This window comes from Pseudomonas sp. ABFPK (assembly GCF_001586765.1).
Taxonomy (GTDB): Bacteria; Pseudomonadota; Gammaproteobacteria; order Pseudomonadales; family Pseudomonadaceae; genus Aquipseudomonas; species Aquipseudomonas asiatica.
The window spans coordinates 100,561-122,467 of the sequence record NZ_LQXW01000011.1 but is presented as its reverse complement, the minus strand read 5'-3'; the positions used below and the strand labels follow the sequence as shown (position 1 = coordinate 122,467).

The window sequence follows — 21,907 nt, the reverse complement described above, 5'->3', positions numbered from 1 at the left end:
CGAAGCCAAAAGCCAAGACCGACAGCTTCGGGCTTTGCTTCGCAAAGCCCGAAAGCTGGGATATCAATTGGTGGCAGCCTAAGGTGCTTAAAAAACAGCGGGTTGCATTTTGTTTGATGAGAGCGGGCGTGCCCGCGAAGAGGCCGGTGCAGGCCTACATCGGCGGCGACTGCTCCGCCGGCTTGTCCTTGTTCACCCCGGGCACATGCAGGCTGCCCTCGGCCACCTGGCCTTCGAGCTGCGGCTGGGTCACCCAGGTGAGGATGTCGTAGTAGCGACGGATGTTGGCCACGAAATGCACCGGCTCGCCGCCACGTGCATAGCCGTATTTGGTCTGGCGATACCACTGCTTCTGCGACAGCCGCGGCAGCATCTTCTTCACGTCCAGCCACTTGTTCGGGTTGAGCTTCTCGCGCTTGGCCAGGGTGCGGGCGTCTTCCAGGTGGCCGGTGCCGACGTTGTAGGCAGCCAGGGCGAACCAGGTGCGGTCCGGTTCCTGGATGCTGTCATCGAGCTCTTCCTTGATCTTCATGAAGTACTTGGCGCCGCCCTGGATGCTCTGCTTCGGGTCCAGGCGGTTGGACACGCCCATGGCCTGGGCGGTGCGCTGGGTCAGCATCATCAGGCCGCGCACGCCGGTCTTGGAGGTGACCTCGGGCTGCCACATCGATTCCTGGTAGCCGATGGCGGCCAGCAGGCGCCAGTCCACCTGCTCAACCTTGGCGTAGCTCTTGAAGTGCTTCTCGTACTTGGGCAGGCGCTGCTGCAGGTGCTGGGCGAAAGTGTAGGCACCCACATAGCCCAGGACGTCGACATGGCCGTAGTAGCGGTCCTTCAGGCGTTGCAGGGTGCCGTTCTTCTGCGCCTTGTCGAGGAACTCGTTGACCTCGTTGAGCAGGCTGTTGTCTTCACCGGCCGCCACCGCCCAGCGCTGGTCGCGGGTGTCGCCCAGGTCGAAGGCAACCCGCACGTTGGGGAAGTACACCTGGTTCATCGCCAGCTCGTTGGAGTCGACCAGGGTCAGGTCGATCTGGCCTTCGTCGACCATGCGCAGCAGGTCGACCACCTCGACGGCGTCGGATTCCTCGTATTCCAGGCCCGGGTACTGCTTTTTCAGCTCGGCCAGCTGGTCGGCATGGCTGCTGCCCTTGAGCACCATGATCTTCTTTCCGACCAGGCCCTTGGCGTTGGTGGGGCGCGTGCGGCCGTTGCGGTAGATGACCTGTGGGGTCACTTCCAGATAAGGGTGGGAGTACCTGACCTGGGCCTTGCGCCGTTCGCTGGTGACCAGGCCGGCCGCTGCCAGCACCGGGCCGGAGGGCTTGCCGAGGCTGTCGTACAGCTCATCGAGGTTGTCGGCGGTCTCGATCTGCAGCTTCACGCCCAGATCTTCGGCGAAATGCTGGACCAGCTCGTACTCGAAGCCGGTTTCGCCGTTGCGGTCCTGGAAGTAGGTGGCGGGGCTGTTGCGGGTGATCACGCGCAGCACGCCATCCTCCTTCACGCGCTCGAGGGTGCTGGGTTTTTCAACGCAGGCACCGAGCAGCAGAAAGAGTCCGGTTGCGAAAAGCCATCTGGCGCAACGCTGGCGCAAAGCAGTGTGGGCGAACATAGGTTGCAGTATACGCAAAGGACTGGCCCAACCATATCTCGACAACTGTTAGCTTGTCTGGTAGCGGGTTCTGTGCTTTGGGGGCTTGCCTTTGGAGGTTCAGCGCCTGGGAGATCGAGCGCCGCCCGCGCGGCGCTTCGCAGCACAAGGCTGCTCCTACATCTGTTTCGGGCCAGTAACGCCTGCGCCAATGCGCGCGACTGCCTTGATTTTCCGACACGCTGCCGAGGTGGACGCCAAGGGGCCGCGCGCCACTCCCCCAGGAATAATTGGCCCGAAACAGATGTAGGAGCAGCCTTGTGCTGCGAAGCGCCGCGCGGGCGGCGCTCGATTTCACAGGCGCTAAATCTCTAAAGGTAGGCCCCCTGAATTCTGACCCGCAAGTCCGGTTCCGCCGCCCGGCAGCCGTGGCTTAGAGCGGGTGCCGAAACCCTTCGAATTAGGCTAGAATGCACGGCCTCTAAGCACACCCCTTCCTGAGGCTGTCCCGACGATGTTGATCCTGCGCGGCGCTCCTGCCCTTTCTGCCTTTCGCCACGGTAAATTACTCGAGCAACTGAGCCAGAAAGTCCCCGCTGTTACTGGTTTGTATGCCGAATTTGCCCATTTCGCCGATGTCGACGGCGAGCTGACCGCCGACCAGCAGCAGGTGCTGGGCCGTCTGCTCAAGTACGGCCCGAGCGTGCCGGTACAGGAGCCGAGCGGCCGCCTGTTCCTGGTCGTGCCGCGCCTGGGCACCATTTCGCCGTGGGCCAGCAAGGCCAGCGACATCGCTCACAACTGCGGCCTGCAGTCGATCCAGCGCCTGGAGCGCGGTATCGCCTACTACGTTGCCGGCAACCTGAGCGAAGCCGACGCCGAACTGATCGCCGCCGAGCTGCACGACCGCATGACCCAGCGCGTGCTCGGCCAGCTGGAGCAGGCCGCTGACCTGTTCAGCCATGCCCAGCCCAAGCCGATGACCTCGGTGGACATCCTCGGCGGTGGCCGTGATGCCCTGGCCAAGGCCAACATCGACCTGGGCCTGGCCCTGGCCGAAGACGAGATCGACTACCTGGTCAACGCCTTCCAGGGCCTCAAGCGCAACCCGAACGACATCGAACTGATGATGTTCGCCCAGGCCAACTCCGAGCACTGCCGCCACAAGATCTTCAACGCCAGTTGGGACATCGACGGCCAGGCTCAGGAAAAGAGCCTGTTCGGCATGATCAAGAACACCTACCAGATGCACAACGAAGGCGTGCTGTCTGCGTACAAGGACAACGCCTCGGTGATCGTCGGCAACGTTGCCGGCCGTTTCTTCCCGAACCCTGAAACCCGCCAGTACGGCGCGGTGCAGGAGCCAGTGCACATCCTGATGAAGGTCGAGACGCACAACCACCCGACTGCCATCGCCCCGTTCTCCGGCGCCTCCACCGGCTCCGGTGGCGAAATCCGCGACGAAGGCGCGACCGGCCGTGGCGCCAAGCCCAAGGCTGGCCTGACCGGCTTCACCGTGTCCAACCTGCGTATCCCGGGCTTCGAGCAGCCGTGGGAGCAGGCCTACGGCAAGCCTGAGCGTATCGTCGACGCCCTCGACATCATGATCGAAGGCCCACTGGGTGGCGCTGCGTTCAACAACGAATTCGGTCGCCCGGCCCTGACCGGCTACTTCCGTACCTTCGAGCAGGCCATCAACACCCCGCACGGTGAAGAAGTGCGCGGCTACCACAAGCCGATCATGCTGGCCGGTGGCATGGGCAACATCCGTGAAGACCACGTGCAGAAGGGCGAGATCACTGTCGGCGCCAAGCTGATCGTGCTCGGCGGCCCGGCCATGCTGATCGGTCTGGGTGGCGGCGCCGCTTCGTCGGTGGCGACCGGTGCCAGCTCGGCTGACCTCGACTTCGCTTCGGTACAGCGCGAAAACCCGGAAATGGAGCGCCGTTGCCAGGAGGTCATCGACCGCTGCTGGCAGCTGGGCGACAACAACCCGATCGCCTTCATCCACGACGTTGGCGCCGGTGGTATCTCCAACGCCTTCCCAGAACTGGTCAACGATGGTGGCCGTGGTGGCCGCTTCGAACTGCGCAACGTGCCCAACGACGAGCCGGGCATGGCCCCGCACGAAATCTGGAGCAACGAATCGCAGGAGCGTTACGTGCTGGCCGTCAGCGCCGTCGACTTCGAGCGCTTCAAGGCAATCTGCGAGCGTGAGCGTTGCCCGTTTGCCGTAGTGGGTGAAGCGACTGAAGAGAAGCACCTGACCGTAAGCGACAGCCATTTCGGCAACACGCCGGTAGACATGCCGCTCGACGTACTGCTGGGCAAGCCGCCACGCATGCACCGTTCGGTTACCCGCGAAGCCGAGCTGGGCGATGACTTCGACCCGAGCAAGCTGGACCTGGACAACGCCGTTCAGCGCGTCCTCAGCCACCCGGCCGTGGCCAGCAAGAGCTTCCTGATCACCATCGGCGACCGCACCATCACCGGCCTGGTAGCTCGTGACCAGATGGTCGGCCCGTGGCAGGTACCGGTGGCCGACTGCGCCGTCACCGCCACCAGCTTCGACGTCTACACCGGTGAAGCCATGGCCATGGGCGAGCGTACCCCGCTGGCTCTGCTGGATGCCCCGGCGTCCGGCCGCATGGCGATTGGCGAGACACTGACCAACCTGGCTGCCTCGCGCATCGAGAAGCTGTCCGACATCAAACTGTCGGCCAACTGGATGTCTGCCGCCGGCCACCCAGGTGAAGACGCCCGCCTGTACGACACCGTCAAGGCTGTCGGCATGGAGCTGTGCCCGGAGCTGGGCATTACCATTCCAGTCGGCAAAGACTCGATGTCGATGAAGACCAAGTGGAGCGACGAGGGCGTAGAGAAGAGCGTTACCTCGCCAATGTCGCTGATTATCACCGGCTTCGCCCCGGTCACCGACATCCGCAAGACCCTGACCCCGCAACTGCGCATGGACAAGGGCGAGACCGACCTGATCCTGATCGACCTGGGCCGCGGCAAGAACCGCATGGGCGCTTCGATCCTGGCACAGACCTACGGCAAGATCGCTGCCCAGGCACCGGACGTCGACGATGCCGAAGACCTGAAAGCGTTCTTCGCCGTGATCCAGGGCCTGAACGAAGATGGTCACCTGCTGGCCTACCATGACCGTTCCGACGGCGGCCTGGTCACCACCGTGCTGGAAATGGCCTTCGCCGGCCACTGCGGCCTCGACCTGCACCTCGACCCGCTGACCGACAGCAAAGGCGACGTGCCGGCCATCCTCTTCAACGAAGAACTGGGCGCGGTCATCCAGGTTCGCCAGGATGCCACCCCGGACGTACTTGCACAGTTCAGCGCCGCTGGCCTGGGTGAAGGCTGCGTCGCGGTGATCGGCAAGCCGGTCAACAACGGTGAAGTGTCCATCAGCCTGAACGGCGAAGTGCTGTTCGACGACGACCGCCGCATGCTGCAGCGCCAGTGGGCCGAGACCAGCTACCAGATCCAGCGCCTGCGTGACAACGCCGACTGCGCCGACCAGGAATTCGATCTGCTGCTCGAGGAAGACAATCCGGGCCTGTCGGTCAAGCTGGGCTTCGACGTCAACGACGACATCGCCGCGCCGTACATCAAGAAGGGCGTGCGTCCGCAAGTGGCCATCCTGCGTGAGCAGGGCGTCAACGGCCAGGTCGAGATGGCAGCCGCCTTCGACCGCGCCGGCTTCGCCGCCATCGACGTGCACATGAGCGACATCCTCGCCGGCCGTGTCGACTTCGAAGCCTTCAAAGGCCTGGTCGCCTGCGGTGGCTTCTCCTACGGTGACGTGCTGGGTGCCGGTGAAGGCTGGGCCAAGTCGGCGCTGTTCAACAGCCGCGCCCGTGACGCCTTCCAGGCCTTCTTCGAGCGCACCGACAGCTTCGCCCTGGGCGTGTGCAACGGTTGCCAGATGATGTCCAACCTGCACGAACTGATCCCGGGCACCGAGCACTGGCCGCACTTCGTGCGCAACCGCTCGGAGCAGTTCGAGGCGCGTGTGGCCATGGTCGAAGTGCAGAAGTCCAACTCGATCTTCCTGCAGGGTATGGCCGGTTCGCGTATGCCGATCGCCATCGCCCACGGTGAAGGCCATGCCGAGTTCGCCAGCGAAGAAGCACTGCTGGCAGCCGACCTGTCCGGTTGCGTGGCCCTGCGCTACGTCGACAACCACGGCAAGGTCACCGAAGCCTACCCGGCCAACCCGAACGGCTCGCCGCGTGGTATCACCGGCCTCACCAGCCGCGACGGCCGCGTGACCATCATGATGCCGCACCCGGAGCGTATGTTCCGTGCCGTGCAGAACTCCTGGCGCCCGGATGAGTGGCAGGAAGATGCCGCGCTGATGCGTATGTTCCGTAACGCACGGGTGTGGGTGAACTAAGGCGTGTACAAGCTCGCCTTCTTCGTCCCCGCCAGCCACGTCGAAGTGGTCAAGGCCGCTGTGTTCGCCGCTGGTGGCGGTCGCATCGGTGACTATGACCACTGCGCCTGGCAGACGCTGGGCCAGGGCCAGTTCCGCCCGCTGGACGGCAGCCAGCCGTTCCTCGGGCAAACCGGCCAGGTCGAGGTGGTGGAAGAGTGGAAGGTGGAGCTGGTGGTGGCTGACGACCTGATTGCCCAGGTCGTCGCTGCACTCAAGCAGAGCCACCCGTACGAGACGCCAGCCTACGAAGTCTGGCGGCTCGCCGAGTTCTAGACCGCATCAAGGCCATCGCCGGCAAGCCAGCTCCCACAGGAATATCGCAGTCATCAGAACCTGTGATATCTCTGTGGGAGCTGGCTTGCCGGCGATAGGGCCCTACAATCCAGCCACAATCTCCTTGCCCTGCCCCGGCCGCTTCAACCACCCACAAGCCAGCAACCCCACCTCGAACAGCACCCACATCGGCACCGCCAGCATCGTCTGCGAAAACACATCCGGCGGCGTCAGGATCATCCCCACCACAAAGCAGCCGACGATCACGTAGGGCCTGCTGCGCCGCAATGTAGCCACATCGGCCAACCCCACCCAGACCACAATAAACGTCGCCACTGGGATCTCGAACGCCAGCCCGAACGCCAGAAACAGCGCAAGGATGAAGTCCAGGTACTGGCTGATATCAGTCATCATCGCCACCCCCTCCGGTGTCACGCTGGCAAAGAAGCCGAACATCATCGGGAACACCAGGAAGAAGGCGAAGGCCATGCCGGCGTAGAACAGCACGATGCTCGATACCAGCAACGGCAGGGCAATGCGCCGTTCACGGCGGTACAGCCCCGGCGCCAGAAAGCCCCAGGCCTGGTGCAGCAGTAGTGGCATGGCGATAAACACTGCGCACATCGCAGTCAGCTTGAACGGCGTCAGGAACGGCGAAGTGACGCTGGTGGCGATCATGCTCGCGCCTTCCGGCAAGAAGCGCCGCAGCGGTTCGGAGATCAGCGTGTACAGCGCCTGGGCGAAGGGGAACAGGCCGGCGAACACCAGCGCCACCAGCGCCAGGCACCGCACCAGGCGTTTGCGCAGGTCGCGCAGGTGTTCGGTCAGCGGCATGCTCGCCGCCGGGTCCAGGGCAATGCTCATGAAAGGTTTTCCTTGGGGGGAGCGACCGTGGCCGCATCATTGGCCGGCTCCGCCTTCAGGCTGATGCCTTGGCGGATCTCCTGTTCCAGGCGCTGCAAAGGCGCACTGTCGAGATTGGGTAGCTCGACAGCGGGCAGTTCGATCTCCCGCTCCACCTGCCTGCGCAAGGCGTGCATGGCCCTGCGCGCCTGGCCCAGGCCGCGCCCGAGGGTGCGTGCCGCTACCGGCAGGCGCTCCGGGCCCAGCACCAACAGTGCGACGATGCCGACCAACAGCAACTCGCTGAAGCCTACCTCGAACATCAGGGCTGACGGTCCGCTTGCGGTTGCTGCGTACCCTGACCGGTCAGCGGGCACTGTTGCTGCACCTGCGTTTGCGCTGGGGGAGTGGCGTCAGTGTCACCACCCATGGACTTGCGAAAACCCTGGATCGCCTCGCCCATATCGCTGCCCAGGCCCTTGAGGCGCTTGGTACCAAACAGCAGGAATACGATCAGTAGTACGATCACCAGTTGCCAGATTCCAATGCCACCCATTGCGACCACTCCTGTAAGGTCATGAAAAGGAAAGACAATCCTGCCGCGTGCAGATGACGTACACATGACGAACGGTCACTGCCATCTACCTGCAACACCGGGCGTGTTGACTGGCGTCTTTATTCGGCGACAGAGGCAGGCAAGGATGGGTGGCAGGCAACAGCAGGGCGCGGCCCTGCTGATGGTGATGGTTGTGCTGGCGATGCTGGCGGCGGGCATGGCCTGGTTGGTGGAAGATGGCCGGCGCCAGGTCGATGACGTGCGCCTGTTGCACCAGCGGGTACAGGCGCGCGCGATGGAGCAGGCCGGCCTGGCCTATGCCGAGCAGGCCCTGCGTGACCCCAGCTGGCGGCTTAGCCCGCTGTTCTGGCAGGCCTTGCGCGGGCAGCCGTTGAACTACGATTTTGGCGCCGGCCAGGCGCAGTTGCGGGTGCGCGACCAGCACACCTGTTTCAATGTCAATGCGTTGCTCGGTGCTGACGGCGAGCGGGCTGCGCGCCAGTTGCGCTACCTGCTGGGCGACGACATGGCTGCCGAGCGCCTGGTCGATGCCCTGGCCGACTGGCTGGATGCCGACAGCGATGCCCGCCTGCAGGGCGCCGAGAGCGCCCAGTACCTGCGCCAGCAACCACCAAGCCTGGCTGCCAACCAGCCGATGCTCGATACCAGCGAGCTGAATCTGCTACTGGAGCCGGACGCCAGCCGCCAGGGCCGTTACCCGATGCTGTGCGCCTTGCCGCAGACCACCGGCTGGCGGCTGAACGCCAATGCCCTGGGGCTGGAGCATCTGCCGTTGCTGGAAGCGCTGTATGAAGGGCGTTATCCGCGCTCGTTGCTCAGCCGCATCATCAGCGGCCGGCCGGCGTCGGGTTATGTGGATGCAACTGCGCTACGCCAGGCCCTCGGGGCGGTGGATGACGAAACCTTCGAACGGTTGAGCGAAGGGCTGCTGCTGAACAGCGGGTATTTCCTGTTGCAGCTGTCGTTCGCGGAGGAGGGGCGGGTGATACGCAGCGAGTTCCAGGTGGAGGCGCTGGGGGTGGTGCAATGGCATGCGCGGGTGCCTGCGCAGCAGGTGCGGGTGCGTAGCCGGGAGCCGATTGTTCGGTAATATTCACCGGCCTCTTCGCGGGTACAGCCAGCACAAGGCTGACTGACCGGCGCCCTGTCAGGCGGTGCCGATCTCCCCGCCATCGATACGCTGGATCACCACGGTCGCAGCCCGCGGCCTTACCGTGGCACCTGCCGGGGTGGCATCGGTGGCCTTGTCGGTATACGGCCAGTTATCCGGGTGCTGGATGTTGACGAACAGCGTCTTGTTGTCCGGGGTAAAGGTAATCCCGGTCACTTCGCAGCCATTCGGCCCGACGAAGAAGCGGCGCAGGTCCACCTGGTTCTGCGCGTTCACCGGCACCTGCTTGCCGCTGGCATCCACCAGGTTGGTGGGGATCACAGCCAGCAGCTGGTCGTTGGTGTAGTCGGTCACGGTGCTCTCGCCGTTGTCGGTCTCGAACCACAGCACGCCACGGCTATCGAAACTCATGCCGTCCGGGCTGGCGAACTGGTTCAGTTCGGTCAGGCCGGAGCGGTTGATGTCGGCCGTACCGGCAGCGTTGGCGCCGAACACGAAGATGTCCCAGGTGAAGCTCAGCTGGTCGTCGCTGTCGTGCCAGCGGATGATGTGGCCGTGACGGTTCGGGCCGCGCGGGTTGGCTGCGTCGACCTTTTCCGGGGTGCGCGCGCTGTTGTTGGTCAGAGTCAGGTACACGTCGCCGTTCAGCGGGTTGACCGTGGTCCATTCCGGGCGGTCCATCGGCGTTGCGCCCACGGCATCGCCAGCACCACGGGTGTTGAGGATGATGCCCGGCAGGTCGCCATACAGTGCACCCAAGGTGCTGCCGCCAGTGGTCGCAGTGCCCACGTCCAGCAGCAGCCAAACGCCAGTGCCGTCGGCATTGAAGCGGGCCACGTACAGCTTGCCCTGGTCGAGGTACTTGGCGCCGGTGGCCAGGCGGTCGGCGGGGTTGGCGTCGGCGGCGTCCCACACAGCGGTGGACACCCACTTGTACAGGTACTCGTTGTTCGAATCGTCGCCCATGTACCACACCAGCGGTTTGCCCGCGACCGCCAGGCCCGGGCAGCAACCTTCGTGGCGGAAACGGCCCAGCGCGGTGCGCTTGGTGGCCAGTGTGGCGCTGTTGTACGGATCGATCTCGACGATGTAGCCATAGGTGCTGGCTTCGTTGCGGTAGTCGTCGGTAGCGCTGGCGCCTTTGACGGTGACGTCGAAACGGGCGAATTCGTCGGCCACTTCGCTGCTGTCACCGGCTGCGGTTTCCCACTTGTACTGGCCGCTGGAGGTGCCCACGCCAATGCGGCGCTGGTCTTCAGGGCGGGTACCTTTGTTGACGAAGATGCCTGGCCAGTTTTCTTCACAGGTCAGGTAGGTACCCCAGGGGGTGTAGCCGTTGCCGCAGTTGTTGTTGGTGCCGCGGCAGTGGGTGCCGTCCGGCGAATACTTGGTCTTCACGTGATCGGTGCCGCGCAGGGGGCCGGTTATTTCCATGCGCGAGGCGGTTGTGAAACGGCGGTTGAGCGGGTCGTTGTCGACCACCTGCCAGCGGCCGCCGATTTTCTGCAGGCGCACCACGCCGGCACCGTGGGCGTTGATTTCCTTGCGCACTTCCTCGACCGGGCGCTTGCCGTTCACATCGGTGGTCGGGCCGGCCGGGTGCAGGGCGGCGGTGTCGATGTACTCGAAGTTGATCGCCAGCAGGCCGTCTTCGGAGCTGCCGTTGATGGGGAAGAAGTGCATGCCGTCATGGTGCATGCCCATGGCGTTGGCCTGGTCGGCCGAGGTGTTGCTGCCGTCGGATTTCCACGGGTTGCCGTTGCTGTTGATCGGCGTGCCCCAGGGCGCCAGTACATAGGCGCTGTAACCGGCGGCTACCACGCAGGCGTCGGTGCGCGAGCCCGGAATGGACTGAAAGCCCAGTGCCAGTTTCGGCACTTCCGGCTCAGTCACGGGTGGCTCGGTGACCGGATCATCGTGATCGGAACCACCACCGTCGAAGCAGCCTGTCAGGCCGGTACCGGCAATCATGGCGATGGCGGCGCCCAGGCTGCCACGCATCACGCTGCGGCGGCTCAGGTAGGCGTCCATGACGCTGGCCATCGGCAGGTTGCCGCTTTGGTTCCGGTCCAGGTTGTCGCCGGTATCTCGACTCATCAGGGTGTCCTTATGTTGGCTGAGTTGGAGGAACCGCGACTTTAGTGCGCAAATATGATGATTCATTGGCAGAAATGTTAAAGGGGTTTTAAAACAACTCGCTCTTAGAAGCGTGCTCTACAGATCAATTTGGAATGGCTGTCGGATTTCTGCCATCAAACTGTAATGCCAACGCCGCAACATCCGGGGCCCTGAATGAACATGGATAAGGATGGCGGGTTCGATGGCAAGCAGTGTGCACAGGCGCGAAGTGATCAGCTGGATGGGTATCGGTGCCTTGGCACCGTTGCTCGGCGCCTGCTCCGCCCTTCCTGGGCAGCAGGGCGGCAACGCCAGCCTCGATCTGCTGTACGTGGCCGACACCCTCGATGCCCGCCAGCCTGGCCAGGCCGTGGTGCCGGCCACCCGCCTGGGGCCGGTCAGCCACCTGGGCCGCGCCCCATGGATGACCGGCAGCAGTGCCAGCATCGCCTACCCGCAACTGGCGCCATTGCTCGATGCCAGCCAGGCTGCATCTGCCCAGCTGGGCGGCTATGCGGTGCTGGCGGCGTTGCTCGAGCAACTGCGCGGCGAGGCTGGGGCGGGCAACAGCCTGACCCTGGAAAACGGCCAGGGCTGGAATGGCAGTGGCCTGGCCTACCTGACCCAGGGCGAAAGCGGCCTGCAGGGCAGCCAGCTGCTGGGCAGCGAAGCGCGGGTCAGCAGCGACGAGCGCGTGCTGTGGCCACAGCGCAGCCCGGCGCTGTATCGCCAGGCTGGCACCGTTACCCTGGGCGCCGGGCTGGCAGACACACAACGCCGGGCTTTGGGCCTGGAAGCCTTGCACGTCTTCGAACGTGGCGGTGCACGTATTGCTGTGGTCGGCGTGACCGACCCCTACGCCCAGGACCAGAAAGCCTCTCTTAAACAGTGGTACCAGTCATTGCAGCCGGTGTTCGAACAAGCCCGGAGCGAGGCCGACCTGGTGGTGGCCATGGCCGATGTCGGTACCGGGCCGGGTCTGTGGCTGGCCGAGCGAGTGCCGCAGATCGACGTGCTGCTGTGCGCCCGCGGCCAGGACCTGTGGCCGGCGCCGGTCGAGGTTAGCCAGGCCAGCGGCCGCCGCGTGCCGGTGCTGTTCGCCGGTTGCCGGGGCAGCGGCGCCTTCCGCCTGCGCTGCCAGCGCGTGGCGGGGTTGTGGCAGTTCGATGGGCGTTTCTACCCGGCCTTTGAGCACCAGCTGGCACCCGCCGCGCAGCAGCGTATCGGGGCATTGCAGGCAGAACTGCGCCAGCAGCGCGCCGGCCACGCGGCCTGGCTCGACCAACCGCTGGCCCGCGCGCCCCAGGCGCTGTGGCGCCGCGACACCCGGGGCGGCAGCTGGGACCGTCTGCTGCATCAGGCCCTGGCCGATGACAGCAGCATGCCGGTGCTGCTGCCGGGCCTGCGCTATGACTACCCGCTGCCCGCCGGGGCGGCCATTACCCGCGAACACCTGATCAGCCTCACCGGTGGCTACCCGGCACCGGTGGTCGAAGCGCCGGCCCGGCAGGTCGAACAAGTGCTGGAAAACGCCGCGGAGCAACTGTTCGGCGACCCGCTGCTGCTGGACAACAGCCAGGACCTGCCGCGCTGGCAGGGCCAGGCCTGGCGTGTCAGCTACAGCCCGCAAGGCAAGCGCATCAGTGGCCTGGAACCGGTGCAGGGCCTGTGCCGCACCTTTGGCCTGCAATTCGAAACCCAGGCCGGCGAGCCGCTGTGGCAACGGGTCGAAGCCTGGCTCGCCCGCCAGGCGACCGACTGGCAACTGGCGCCGCTGCAACTGCCCGAAGTGCGCTATGTGCAGGGGCACCCGGGCTGGCACCCAAGGCAACTGGCCTCGTGATGCTCGCCTCGCGCCTGCTGACTGGCGCTGGCCTGACCCTGGCCGGCTGGCTGGCCGCCCAGTGCGTGCTGCAACTGTGCCGCCAGCCGCAACCGGCCACTGCGCCTGCCGTGGCCGACAAACCGTTGCCTGGCTTGATGGTCGGCCATTGGCAGGTACCTGTCGACGACGGTGCCATCGCCATCACCCGCCTGCCGTTGCAATACCTGGGCGGCCTCAAGGCCCAGCCGCTGGGCTCCAGCGTAGTGGTGCTGCGCTATGGCGAGCAGGTGCGCACCTTGGCCCGCGGCCAGCGCCTGGCGCCAGGGATCGTGCTGCAGGACATCGACAGCGATGGCCTGATTTTCAACAACCAGGGGCGGCGTGAACGCCTGCCCTGGCCGCCACGCCCCGCCGTGACCGGCTTCAAGCGGCAAGGATGAACGATGCCTGTTAGATATTGTGTGGCGGCCGCGCTGAGCCTGGCCCTGTCCATGGCTTGTGCTGAAGAGCCGGTGTTCGACGACAACGGCACGCCGATGTACGAGGTGAACTTCGTCGACACCGAACTGGGCGAGTTCATCGACAGCGTGTCGCGCATTACCGGCACCACCTTCATCGTCGACCCCCGGGTCAAGGGCAAGGTCACCGTGCGCACCGTCGACCTGCACGACGCCGATGCCATCTACGACATCTTTCTGGCCCAGCTGCGCGCCCAGGGCTACGCCACTGTCGACCTGCCCAACGGCAGCGTGAAGATCGTTCCCGACCAGGCCGCCCGCCTGGAGCCTGTGCCGGTGGAGGCGGGAGGGCAGCAGGGGGAAGGCAGCGACAGCGTGGCCACGCGGGTATTCAATGTGCGCAACGCTGCCAGCGAGCAGGTGCTGGGCATTCTCAAGCCCCTGATCGACCCACGGGTCGGTGTGATCACACCTTATCCGGCAGCGCACCAGTTGGTAGTTACCGACTGGCGCAGCAACCTGGAACGTATCGCCAGCTTGCTGCGTCAGCTCGACCGCCCCCAGGATGCACCAGGCAGTGGCAGTACCCAGGTCATCTACCTGCGCCATGCCAATGCTGGTGAAGTGGTCAAGGTGTTGCGCGGGCTCAGCCAGGAAGGCATGGCGCCCTCTGAAGGTGCGGGCGAAGGAGAGGGCAAGGAAAGGCCCGTAGTGCCTGTCGCCGGAGGCTCGGGCATCCGCCTGGAATACGAAGAAGGCACCAACGCCGTGGTCATGGTCGGCCCCGACAGCGAGCTGGCTGCCTACCGCGCCATCGTCGAGCAGCTGGACATCCGCCGTGCCCAGGTAGTAGTCGAAGCGATCATCGCCGAGGTATCCGACAGCAGCGCCCAGGAACTGGGCGTGCAGTGGCTGTTCGCTGACGAGAAGTTCGGTGCCGGCATCGTCAATTTCGGCAGCAACGGGGTAAACATCGCCAGCATCGCCGGGGCCGCTGCCAGTGGCGACAACGAGGCCCTTGGCGATTTGCTGTCCAGCACCACCGGCGCCATGGCGGGTATCGGCCATTTCGGCGGCGGCTTCAATTTCGCCATGCTGGTCAACGCGCTGAAGGGCAAGAGCGGCTTCAACCTGCTGTCCACGCCCACCCTGCTGACCCTGGACAACGCCGAGGCGTCGATCCTGGTCGGCCAGGAAGTGCCCTTCGTCACCGGATCGGTGACGCAGAACAACGCCAACCCGTACCAGACCATCGAGCGCAAGGAAGTCGGGGTGAAGCTGCGCATCAAGCCGCAGATCAACATCGACAACAGCGTGCGCCTGGACATCGTCCAGGAAGTGTCGTCGATTGCCGACACCACGGCTGCCAGCGACGTGATCACCAACAAGCGCGAGATCAAGACCAAGGTCATGGTCGAAGACAACGGCCTGGTGATCCTCGGCGGCCTGATCAGCGACGAACTGAGCACCAGCGACCAGCGTGTGCCGCTGCTTGGCGATATCCCTTACCTGGGCCGGCTGTTCCGCTCCGACGCCACGAAGAACACCAAGCAGAACCTGATGGTGTTCATCCGCCCGCGCATCCTGCGTGACGGGCCGAGCCTGGCCGGGCTCAGCGAAGACAAGTACCGCACCTTGCAGCAGACCACACCGCTGCAGTTGCCCGACCTTGCGGATGCGCAAAACGCTAAGCCGCTGTTGCAGGTGTTCCCCTCCAGCCGCGCACGGCTGGAGGGCGGTGACTGGTGATGCTGCCTTATCGCCAGGCACGGCAGAGCGGGGTGGCCATGGCACCGGCGGAGCACGGCTGGCAGCTGTGGCTGCGGCCCGACGCCGACAGCGCCCAACTGCAGGAGCTGCTGCGCGTGCACGGCCAGCCCAGCCTGCTCGAATACCTGGAGCCTGCACTGTTCGACGAACGCCTCGGCCAGCTGTACCAGGCCGGCGATGCTGCCACCGAGGCGCTGATCGAGGGCATCGGCGACCAGGTCGACCTGGACAGCCTGATGAGCGAAATGCCGCGCATCGAGGACCTGCTGGAAAGCGACGACGAAGCCCCGGTGATCCGCTTGATCAACGGCCTGTTCGGCCAGGCCCTGCGCCTGCGCGCTTCGGACATTCATATAGAAACCTTCGAGCAGAGTCTCGTGGTGCGCCTGCGGGTCGATGGCCACCTGCGCGAAGTGTTGCGCCCACCGCGTGCGTTGTCGGCCATGCTGGTGTCGCGGATCAAGGTCATGGCCCGTCTGGACATCGCCGAAAAGCGCCAGCCCCAGGATGGCCGTATCACCCTGCGTGCGGCGGGGCGCGAAGTGGATGTGCGGGTCTCGACACTGCCCGGCATCCACGGCGAACGGGTGGTGATGCGCGTGCTCGACAAGCAGGCCAGCCTGCTGGCGCTGGGCAACCTGGGCATGCCGGCGGCGGTGTTGCAGGGCCTGCGCAGTTGCCTGGCGCGGCCCAACGGCATCGTGCTGTCCACGGGGCCGACCGGTTCGGGCAAGACCACTACCCTGTATGCCAGCCTCAACAGCCTCAACGACGGCAGTCGCAATATCCTCACTGTCGAGGACCCGGTGGAATACGCTATCGCCGGCATCGGCCAGACCGCCATCAACCCGCGTGCCGGGCTGACCTTTGCCAGCGGCCTGCGCGCGATCCTGCGTCAGGACCCGGACGTGATCATGCTCGGCGAAATCCGTGACCAGGAGACCGCGCAGATCGCCGTGCAGGCCAGCCTCACCGGCCACCTGGTGTTGTCCACGCTGCACACCAACAGTGCGGTGGGCGCGGTGACCCGCCTGCGCGACATGGGTATCGAACCGTTCCTGATCGCCTCGTGCCTGCGCGGCGTACTGGCCCAGCGCCTGGTGCGGCGCCTGTGCAGTTGCGCCGTGGCGCACCCGCTGCAGCCGGCGGAACGCGACCTGTGGCCCGAGCTGGCAGCGCTGGGCAGCAGCTACCACGCGGTGGGCTGCGAGCAGTGCCAGGGCAGCGGGTATGTCGGGCGCCTGGGCCTGTATGAATTCGTCGAACTGGATGCCGGGCTGATCGGCCTGTTGTACGACGGCGCCAGCGAACTGGCCATGCAGGACTACCTGGCCGGGCGCCGGCAGAGCCTGGTGGCGATGGCCAGTGACTGCCTGGCCCGTGGCGAGACCAGCCTGGCCGAAGTACTACGCGTGGTGCAGGGCTGAGCCATGCCGACCTATCGCTACCAGGCCGTCGACCTCGCCGGCAAGACCCACAAGGCCAGCTTGCAGGCCGACAGCGAACGTCATGCCCGCCAGTTGTTGCGTGAGCAGGGCCTGTTCGCCCGCCGCTTGCAGCGTCACGAAGCCGGCACCCGGCAACCCCGGCGCCAGCGCCTGAGCCGCGTCCAGCTATGCGAACTGACTCGTCAGCTGGCCACCCTGACCGGTGCCGGTATCCCTCTGGTCGACGCCCTGGCTACCCTGGAACGGCAACTGCGCCAGCCCGCCTTGCACAGTGTGCTGGTGGCCTTGCGCGGCTCGTTGGCCGAAGGCCTGGGCCTGGCTCGCAGCCTGGCACGTCAGGGGGCACCGTTTACCGGCCTGTACTGCGCGCTGGTCGAGGCCGGCGAGCGGTCCGGCCGCCTGGCCCAGGTGCTGACCCGCCTCGCTGACCACCTGGAGCAGGTTCAACGACAGCAGCACAAGGCACGTACCGCGCTGATCTACCCCACCGTGTTGATGGGGGTGTCGCTTGCCGTGGTGGTAGGCCTGATGACCTTCGTCGTACCCAAGCTCACCGAACAATTCGCCCATGCCGGGCAGAGCCTGCCGCTCATTACCTCGTTGCTGATCGGCCTGAGCCAAGGGCTGGTGCAGGCCGGGCCCTGGCTTTTGGCGCTGGCCCTGTTGCTTGGCGCGCTCGGCGGCTGGTTGCTGCGCAAGCCGCACTGGTGCCTGCGCCGTGACCAGCTGCTGCTACGCCTGCCACATATAGGCAACCTGCTGCAGGTGCTGGAAAGCGCGCGCCTGGCACGCAGCCTGGCAATCCTCAGCGGCAGTGGCGTGGCCCTGCTCGAAGCCCTGCAAGTGGCCACCGAAACCGTCGGCAACCGCCGTATCCGCCTGGCCATGGAGCAGGTGCGCCAGCAAGTTCAGGGCGGCACCAGCCTGCATCGCGCGCTGGATGCCTGCCAGCAGTTCCCGCCGCTGCTGGTGAACATGGTCGGCAGCGGCGAGGCCAGCGGCACCCTGGCCGACATGCTCGAGCGCGTGGCCGATGACCAGGAGCGCGGCTTCGCCCGCCAGGTCGATACCGCCATGGCGCTGTTCGAACCCCTGATGATCCTGGTGATGGGCGCCGTGGTGCTGTTCATCGTGCTGGCGGTGCTGTTGCCGATCATGCAACTCAACCAGGGCCTGCAACTGTGACGACAAGGAGTACTGCCATGCAGCATCGACGTAACCGCCAGCGCGGTTTCACCCTCATGGAAATCATGGTGGTGATTTTCATCATCGGCCTGCTCATCGCCGTGGTCGCGCCCAGCGTGCTGGGCAACCAGGACAAGGCCATGAAGCAGAAGGTGATGGCCGACCTGGCCACCCTGGAGCAAGCGCTGGACATGTACCGCCTGGACAACCTGCGCTTCCCCAGTAGCGAGCAGGGCCTGGCCGCGCTGGTGAGAAAGCCGGCCCAGGAGCCGCTGCCGCGGGCCTGGCGCAGCGACGGCTACGTGCGCCGCCTGCCGGAAGACCCGTGGGGCACCCCTTACCAGTACCGCATGCCCGGCGAACATGGCCGGGTCGACGTGTACTCGCTGGGTGCCGACGGGCTGCCGGGCGGCGAAGGCCAGGATGCCGACCTGGGTAACTGGGAACTGTAACGGGTGCGTCGTCAGCGGGGCTTCAGCCTGATCGAATTGCTGGTGGTGCTGGCCATCGCTGGGCTGATGACCGGATTGGCGGTGGCCGGGTTCGGCAACAGCCAGGCCAGTGTCGACCAGGCGCTGCAACGGCTGGCGAGCGAGGCCCGGTCGCAGGCCGCGCTGGCCCGGCATGCCGGGCAGCTGCGCGGGCTGCGCTGGAATGGCCAGCGTCCGGAGTTCGTCCGGCGCGAGGGTAATGGCTGGGTGGTCGAGGCAGTCGCCCTTGGTGACTGGCCCAAGGGGCTGCGCCCGGACTGGCCGGCCAGCCCGCAGCCGCGCCTGTTGTTCACCCCACATGGCTGGGCGCAACCAGGCAAGGTGCGCTGGCGTTGGGCCGATGGCAGCCAGCAATGGGCCTGGAGCCGCGATGGCCGCATGCAGGTGGTGGTCGCCCCATGAAGCGGCATCAGCGTGGCTTCACCCTGCTGGAGGTGACCGTGGCCCTGGCGATTGCCGCGGTGCTGGCGGTGATCACCAGCCAGGTTTTGCGCCAGCGCCTGGCGGTGCAGGACAACCTGCAGCAACACCGCCTTGGCCTGCTATGCGCGCGAGAACTGCAAACCCGCTTTGCCGTCGAGCAGTACTGGCCAGCTGAAAACCAGGTTGGCGGTGAACTGAGCCAGGGCGGCCAGCGCTGCCACTGGCAACTGCAACTGCGCCGCACCCGCGTACGCGACCTGCGCCGTGGCGAGCTGCTGTTGTTCGCCGACCGCGACCAGCGCCTGCCGCTAGGCCAGTACACCGTGTTTCTGGAGCGGCCATGAGTTACAGAGATCGTGAAGCGTGCGCGGTCCCTGTAGGAGCGGGTTTACCCGCGAAGCAGGCACCGCGGTGCATGGCACCGGCTTCGCCGGTGTTCGCGGGTGAACCCGCTCCCACAGATGCCCAGTTCAACCCCCCGCGCAGATGTCTACCCACGAGGCACCGCCAGGCCGGCCTTACCCTGATCGAGCTGATGGTAGCCCTGGCACTTACCGCCGTGCTCGGCATCATGCTCGCCGCCCTGGTCAACGGCTGGCTCAAGGTTCGCGAACGCCTGCAGGTCACCAACCAGGAAACCTCGGTATTGGATTTCTGCCTGGCCCTGGAGCGTCGCTTCGACAGCCCGGTAATGCGCCGTGTCTACGACCAGCGCCTGCCCTTGGCCAGCCGCTGGCTGGACTGGCAACCGGCAAGCAACCAGTTGCTCTGGGTCGCCATCACTGGCATGCCGGAAGCCGAAGGCGGCTCGCGCCTGCAGCGCCAGCGCCTGCGCTTCGAGGCGCGTGAGCAGCGCCTGCTGCTGGAAAGCTCGGCCGATCTCTATGCCGCCGCCGCCCCACGCTGGGTCCAGCGCGAGCGGCTCGACCGGGTCAGCGCCATGAATGTTCTTTATTACCAGGGCGGCCGCTGGCTGGCCTGGCCTTCCGACCAACCTGCGCACCCCGGCCGTGGCGTGCGTCTGGAACTGCAGCGTGACGGAGCACCCTATGTCTGCACTTTCGCCCTCCCTTGGGGGCGCTCATGAAGTTTGAATGGCGGCGGCGCAGCCCGGCCCAGTCGTGGCTGTTGCTGCGACCGGGCGTTGTCTGGCACTGGGCGCTGGCCGAGGGCGGCCTTGTGCAACGCCATGGGCAGGGCGAGCCCCCGGCGAACCTGCAAGCCCGTGTGGCGTTGATCCTGCCTGCCGAGACCTGCAGCTACTTCCGCGTGCCGGCACCGCCGGGGCTCAAGCGTGAAGAATGGCCGCTGTTGCTCGAAGACCGCTTGCTGCAGGCAGTCGACGAGGTGACATGCGCCTGCCTGGCCCGCGAGCCCGGCCATCTTCGGTTACTGGTAGTGGCTCGTCAGCAACTGGAGGACTGGCGCGGGCAGTGCGCCGAATGGGGCTTGCAGGTGGCACGTTGCTGGGCAGAACTACAGCTGCTGCCGCCGCCCGAGGCGGGACGTGCCTGGCAATGGCAGCGCACATCCGGCATGTATTTGTACAAAGGGCTGGCCGAAGGCGGGCAGGAGCACTGGCTGGCCTGGCCGGATGCACTGGGCGAGGTGCCACGGCAACCGTGGGCGGAGCTGCAAAAGGTTTCGCTGAGCGGAGACTGGCCCAGTACGCTGGCACCGCTCGATTTATTGCCAGGCCTGTTCGAGCGTACCCGCAAGGTGCGTTCGCTGCCGGTGGTTTCCCGGCCACAGCAACGGCTGCTCGCGGCCTGCCTGGTACTGGCTGCCGTCTGGGGCGGGCTGTGGTTGAACAAGCAGTGGGCCCAGGCGCAACTCTGGCGCAGCCAGGTCATCGCCGTGACCGGTGAGCAGGCCAGCCCCCGGCACGCCGCGCAGGCCCTCAAGCGCCTGCGCGAAAGTGAACTACAACAGCAACTGCGTACACGACAGCTTGAAGACTTGCAGGCGGCGCTGCAGACATGGCTGCGTGACCATCCCGGCTGGCACTTGCAAGCGGTACGTTTCGACGGCCAGCGTTGGCACCTGCGGCTGGAGGGTGACGGCAGTACGCCGCCATGGAGCGACATGGCGACAGCTGCCGGGGCCTCCGTTCAGGTGCAGGACGGCCAAGTGATGTTCGACCTGGGAGCCGCCTCATGAACCGGAACTGGATACAGCGTCACCGTTTGAAGTTCGCCTGGCTACTGATTGCTGTTTTGCTGGCTTTCCTGGCCCTGCGCGCAGGCCTTGCGCAATGGCGCGAGCTCAGCCAGTGGCGCGGGCTGGCCGAACAGGCCGCCAGCCTTCAAGGCGGCCCGGGGTTGAGCCTGGAGCGGCTACACCAGTCGGCCCAGGCGCGGCAGATCGAACTGGCCGAGGTCGATGCGCAGGGCAAGACCTGGCAACTGCGTGGGCAGGTGGCCGACGAGCGAGTGCTGCAAGGCTGGTTGCAGACCCTGCGTGCAGAAGGCGTACAGCCATTGCAGTGGGGGCTGGAACAGCATGAAAAGAGATTGCGCTTCGACCTGGTGGTGCGGCCATGAGCCGAAGAAGTGTGGTGTGGGTGCTGTTGGTATTCACCGTGACATTGCTGGTGGAACTGCCGGCCAGCTGGGTGGTGCGCGGGATAGGCCTGCCAGCGCGTGAGGTCAGCGGCAGCCTGTGGCAAGGCCAGGCGCAGCAACTGGGGCCGGTCGGGCCATTGCGTTGGGCGGTGCAGCCCTGGCGCTTGCAGGCGGATGCACAGCTGGGCTTTCAGGGCCAGGCCTGGCAGTTGCGCGTCGAAGGCTGGCCATGGCGCTGGCGGTTGGAGGCGACGGCCATGGGGGCCCAGGCGACGGTGGCGACGGATTACCGTTTGGCCGGCCAGTGGCAGGGCACGTTGCGGGTGCAGGGGGCAGGGCGGCAATGCCGTGCCAGCGAAGGCCGCATGACGGTAACCGACCTTGCCCTGAGCGAGCCTTGGTCACTGGGCCTGGGGCAGGGCTGGCTGGAAATGGACTGCCGCAGCGGCTGGCACCTGCGCGGGCAGTTGGCGCAGCAGGGGCAGCATCAGTTGGCCGTGGATGCTGACCTGCCCGCGCGCCGGGCGCAGGTGGTGGTCGAGTTGCAGCCGGAGGCGGCGCTGACGCCTTTGCTGCGTGGGGTGCAGTGGCTTGGACCGCAGGCGCTGGCAGGGCAGCGGGATTTGCGCTGGTAGACAGATGTTGTCGCCGGCAAACTGGCTCGGTTCCTACAACTTATCCAATCGACTCTGACCCGTCCTTTGTAGGAGCAGCCTTGTGCTGCGAAGAGGCCGGTACGAGCAATAATCAGGCTTTGTCAGTACCAACCTCTTC

Annotated in this window: 20 protein-coding genes; 15 read left to right on the top strand and 5 right to left on the bottom strand. The window is 65.7% G+C overall.

The genetic code is table 11. The features are described from left to right. Positions 1-154: 154 nt before the first annotated feature. Positions 155-1,612 carry a membrane-bound lytic murein transglycosylase MltF gene (mltF, locus tag WM94_RS09245; RefSeq protein ID WP_013971158.1) on the bottom strand — a complete coding sequence of 486 codons (1,458 nt, stop codon included), beginning with the start codon at positions 1,610-1,612 and terminating at the stop codon, positions 155-157. A 493-nt stretch (positions 1,613-2,105) separates the two neighbouring features. Between mltF and purL the strand changes: the two genes are divergently transcribed. Beyond that, a complete protein-coding gene (gene purL, locus WM94_RS09240; RefSeq protein ID WP_061551028.1) occupies positions 2,106-6,005 on the top strand; it encodes a phosphoribosylformylglycinamidine synthase in 3,900 nt (1,299 codons plus the stop codon). Positions 6,006-6,008: 3 nt separating this feature from the next. Beyond that, on the top strand, positions 6,009-6,320 hold the full coding sequence (locus tag WM94_RS09235) for a hypothetical protein (protein WP_015269114.1): 312 nt from the start codon (positions 6,009-6,011) through the stop codon (positions 6,318-6,320). Positions 6,321-6,422: 102 nt separating this feature from the next. Here WM94_RS09235 and tatC read toward each other — a convergent pair whose 3' ends face one another. The 3 genes from tatC to tatA are packed head-to-tail and all read right to left on the bottom strand — an operon-like array spanning position 6,423 to position 7,719. Beyond that, a complete protein-coding gene (gene tatC, locus WM94_RS09230) occupies positions 6,423-7,184 on the bottom strand; it encodes a twin-arginine translocase subunit TatC (protein WP_003257986.1) in 762 nt (253 codons plus the stop codon). Then, positions 7,181-7,486: a Sec-independent protein translocase protein TatB gene (gene tatB / locus WM94_RS09225; protein ID WP_061551027.1), complete on the bottom strand. Its 306-nt coding sequence runs from the start codon at positions 7,484-7,486 to the stop codon at positions 7,181-7,183. Before tatB ends, tatC begins: the two co-directional genes overlap by 4 nt. Continuing rightward, on the bottom strand, positions 7,486-7,719 hold the full coding sequence (gene tatA / locus WM94_RS09220) for a twin-arginine translocase TatA/TatE family subunit (RefSeq protein ID WP_015269117.1): 234 nt from the start codon (positions 7,717-7,719) through the stop codon (positions 7,486-7,488). Before tatA ends, tatB begins: the two co-directional genes overlap by 1 nt. 145 nt (positions 7,720-7,864) lie before the next feature. Here tatA and gspK point away from each other — a divergent pair, with 145 nt between their 5' ends. Beyond that, complete coding sequence (gene gspK / locus WM94_RS09215) at positions 7,865-8,830, top strand: type II secretion system minor pseudopilin GspK (protein WP_061551026.1); 966 nt, start codon at positions 7,865-7,867, stop codon at positions 8,828-8,830. Between the two features lie 57 nt (positions 8,831-8,887). On the opposite strand, the gene WM94_RS09210 is transcribed toward gspK, so the two are convergent. Further along, entirely contained in the window at positions 8,888-10,948 is a 2,061-nt protein-coding gene (locus WM94_RS09210; protein WP_061551025.1) for a PhoX family phosphatase, read from the bottom strand. A 223-nt stretch (positions 10,949-11,171) separates the two neighbouring features. Here WM94_RS09210 and WM94_RS09205 point away from each other — a divergent pair, with 223 nt between their 5' ends. From WM94_RS09205 to WM94_RS09150, 12 genes are all read left to right on the top strand, one after another. Then, a complete protein-coding gene (locus tag WM94_RS09205) occupies positions 11,172-12,812 on the top strand; it encodes a hypothetical protein (protein WP_061551035.1) in 1,641 nt (546 codons plus the stop codon). After that, positions 12,809-13,234 carry a pilus assembly protein PilZ gene (locus tag WM94_RS09200; RefSeq protein ID WP_177342373.1) on the top strand — a complete coding sequence of 142 codons (426 nt, stop codon included), beginning with the start codon at positions 12,809-12,811 and terminating at the stop codon, positions 13,232-13,234. The genes WM94_RS09205 and WM94_RS09200 overlap by 4 nt, the downstream gene beginning before the upstream one ends. A gap of 3 nt (positions 13,235-13,237) precedes the next feature. Then, positions 13,238-15,001 (top strand): type II secretion system secretin GspD, encoded by a 1,764-nt coding sequence (gene gspD / locus WM94_RS09195; protein ID WP_177342372.1) that lies wholly within the window; start codon positions 13,238-13,240, stop codon positions 14,999-15,001. Further along, a complete protein-coding gene (locus tag WM94_RS09190) occupies positions 15,001-16,449 on the top strand; it encodes a GspE/PulE family protein (RefSeq protein WP_061551022.1) in 1,449 nt (482 codons plus the stop codon). The genes gspD and WM94_RS09190 overlap by 1 nt, the downstream gene beginning before the upstream one ends. Before the next feature lie 3 nt (positions 16,450-16,452). Beyond that, the gene (gene gspF, locus WM94_RS09185; protein ID WP_061551021.1) at positions 16,453-17,655 is read left to right on the top strand and encodes a type II secretion system inner membrane protein GspF; all 1,203 of its coding nucleotides are present in this window, start codon (positions 16,453-16,455) and stop codon (positions 17,653-17,655) included. 17 nt (positions 17,656-17,672) lie between these two features. Beyond that, positions 17,673-18,107 carry a type II secretion system major pseudopilin GspG gene (gene gspG / locus WM94_RS09180; protein ID WP_061551020.1) on the top strand — a complete coding sequence of 145 codons (435 nt, stop codon included), beginning with the start codon at positions 17,673-17,675 and terminating at the stop codon, positions 18,105-18,107. A gap of 3 nt (positions 18,108-18,110) precedes the next feature. Then, positions 18,111-18,548: a type II secretion system minor pseudopilin GspH gene (gene gspH, locus WM94_RS09175; RefSeq protein ID WP_015269125.1), complete on the top strand. Its 438-nt coding sequence runs from the start codon at positions 18,111-18,113 to the stop codon at positions 18,546-18,548. After that, positions 18,545-18,913: a type II secretion system protein GspI gene (locus WM94_RS09170; RefSeq protein ID WP_061551019.1), complete on the top strand. Its 369-nt coding sequence runs from the start codon at positions 18,545-18,547 to the stop codon at positions 18,911-18,913. The genes gspH and WM94_RS09170 overlap by 4 nt, the downstream gene beginning before the upstream one ends. 71 nt (positions 18,914-18,984) lie before the next feature. Then, positions 18,985-19,656, top strand: a complete 672-nt coding sequence (locus WM94_RS09165; protein ID WP_082810542.1) for a prepilin-type N-terminal cleavage/methylation domain-containing protein — start codon at positions 18,985-18,987, stop codon at positions 19,654-19,656. Beyond that, complete coding sequence (gene gspL, locus WM94_RS09160) at positions 19,653-20,729, top strand: type II secretion system protein GspL (protein ID WP_061551018.1); 1,077 nt, start codon at positions 19,653-19,655, stop codon at positions 20,727-20,729. Before WM94_RS09165 ends, gspL begins: the two co-directional genes overlap by 4 nt. After that, positions 20,726-21,112 (top strand): type II secretion system protein GspM, encoded by a 387-nt coding sequence (gene gspM / locus WM94_RS09155; protein WP_015269129.1) that lies wholly within the window; start codon positions 20,726-20,728, stop codon positions 21,110-21,112. The genes gspL and gspM overlap by 4 nt, the downstream gene beginning before the upstream one ends. Further along, on the top strand, positions 21,109-21,768 hold the full coding sequence (locus WM94_RS09150) for a hypothetical protein (protein ID WP_061551017.1): 660 nt from the start codon (positions 21,109-21,111) through the stop codon (positions 21,766-21,768). Before gspM ends, WM94_RS09150 begins: the two co-directional genes overlap by 4 nt. The last annotated feature ends 139 nt before the right edge of the window (positions 21,769-21,907 follow it).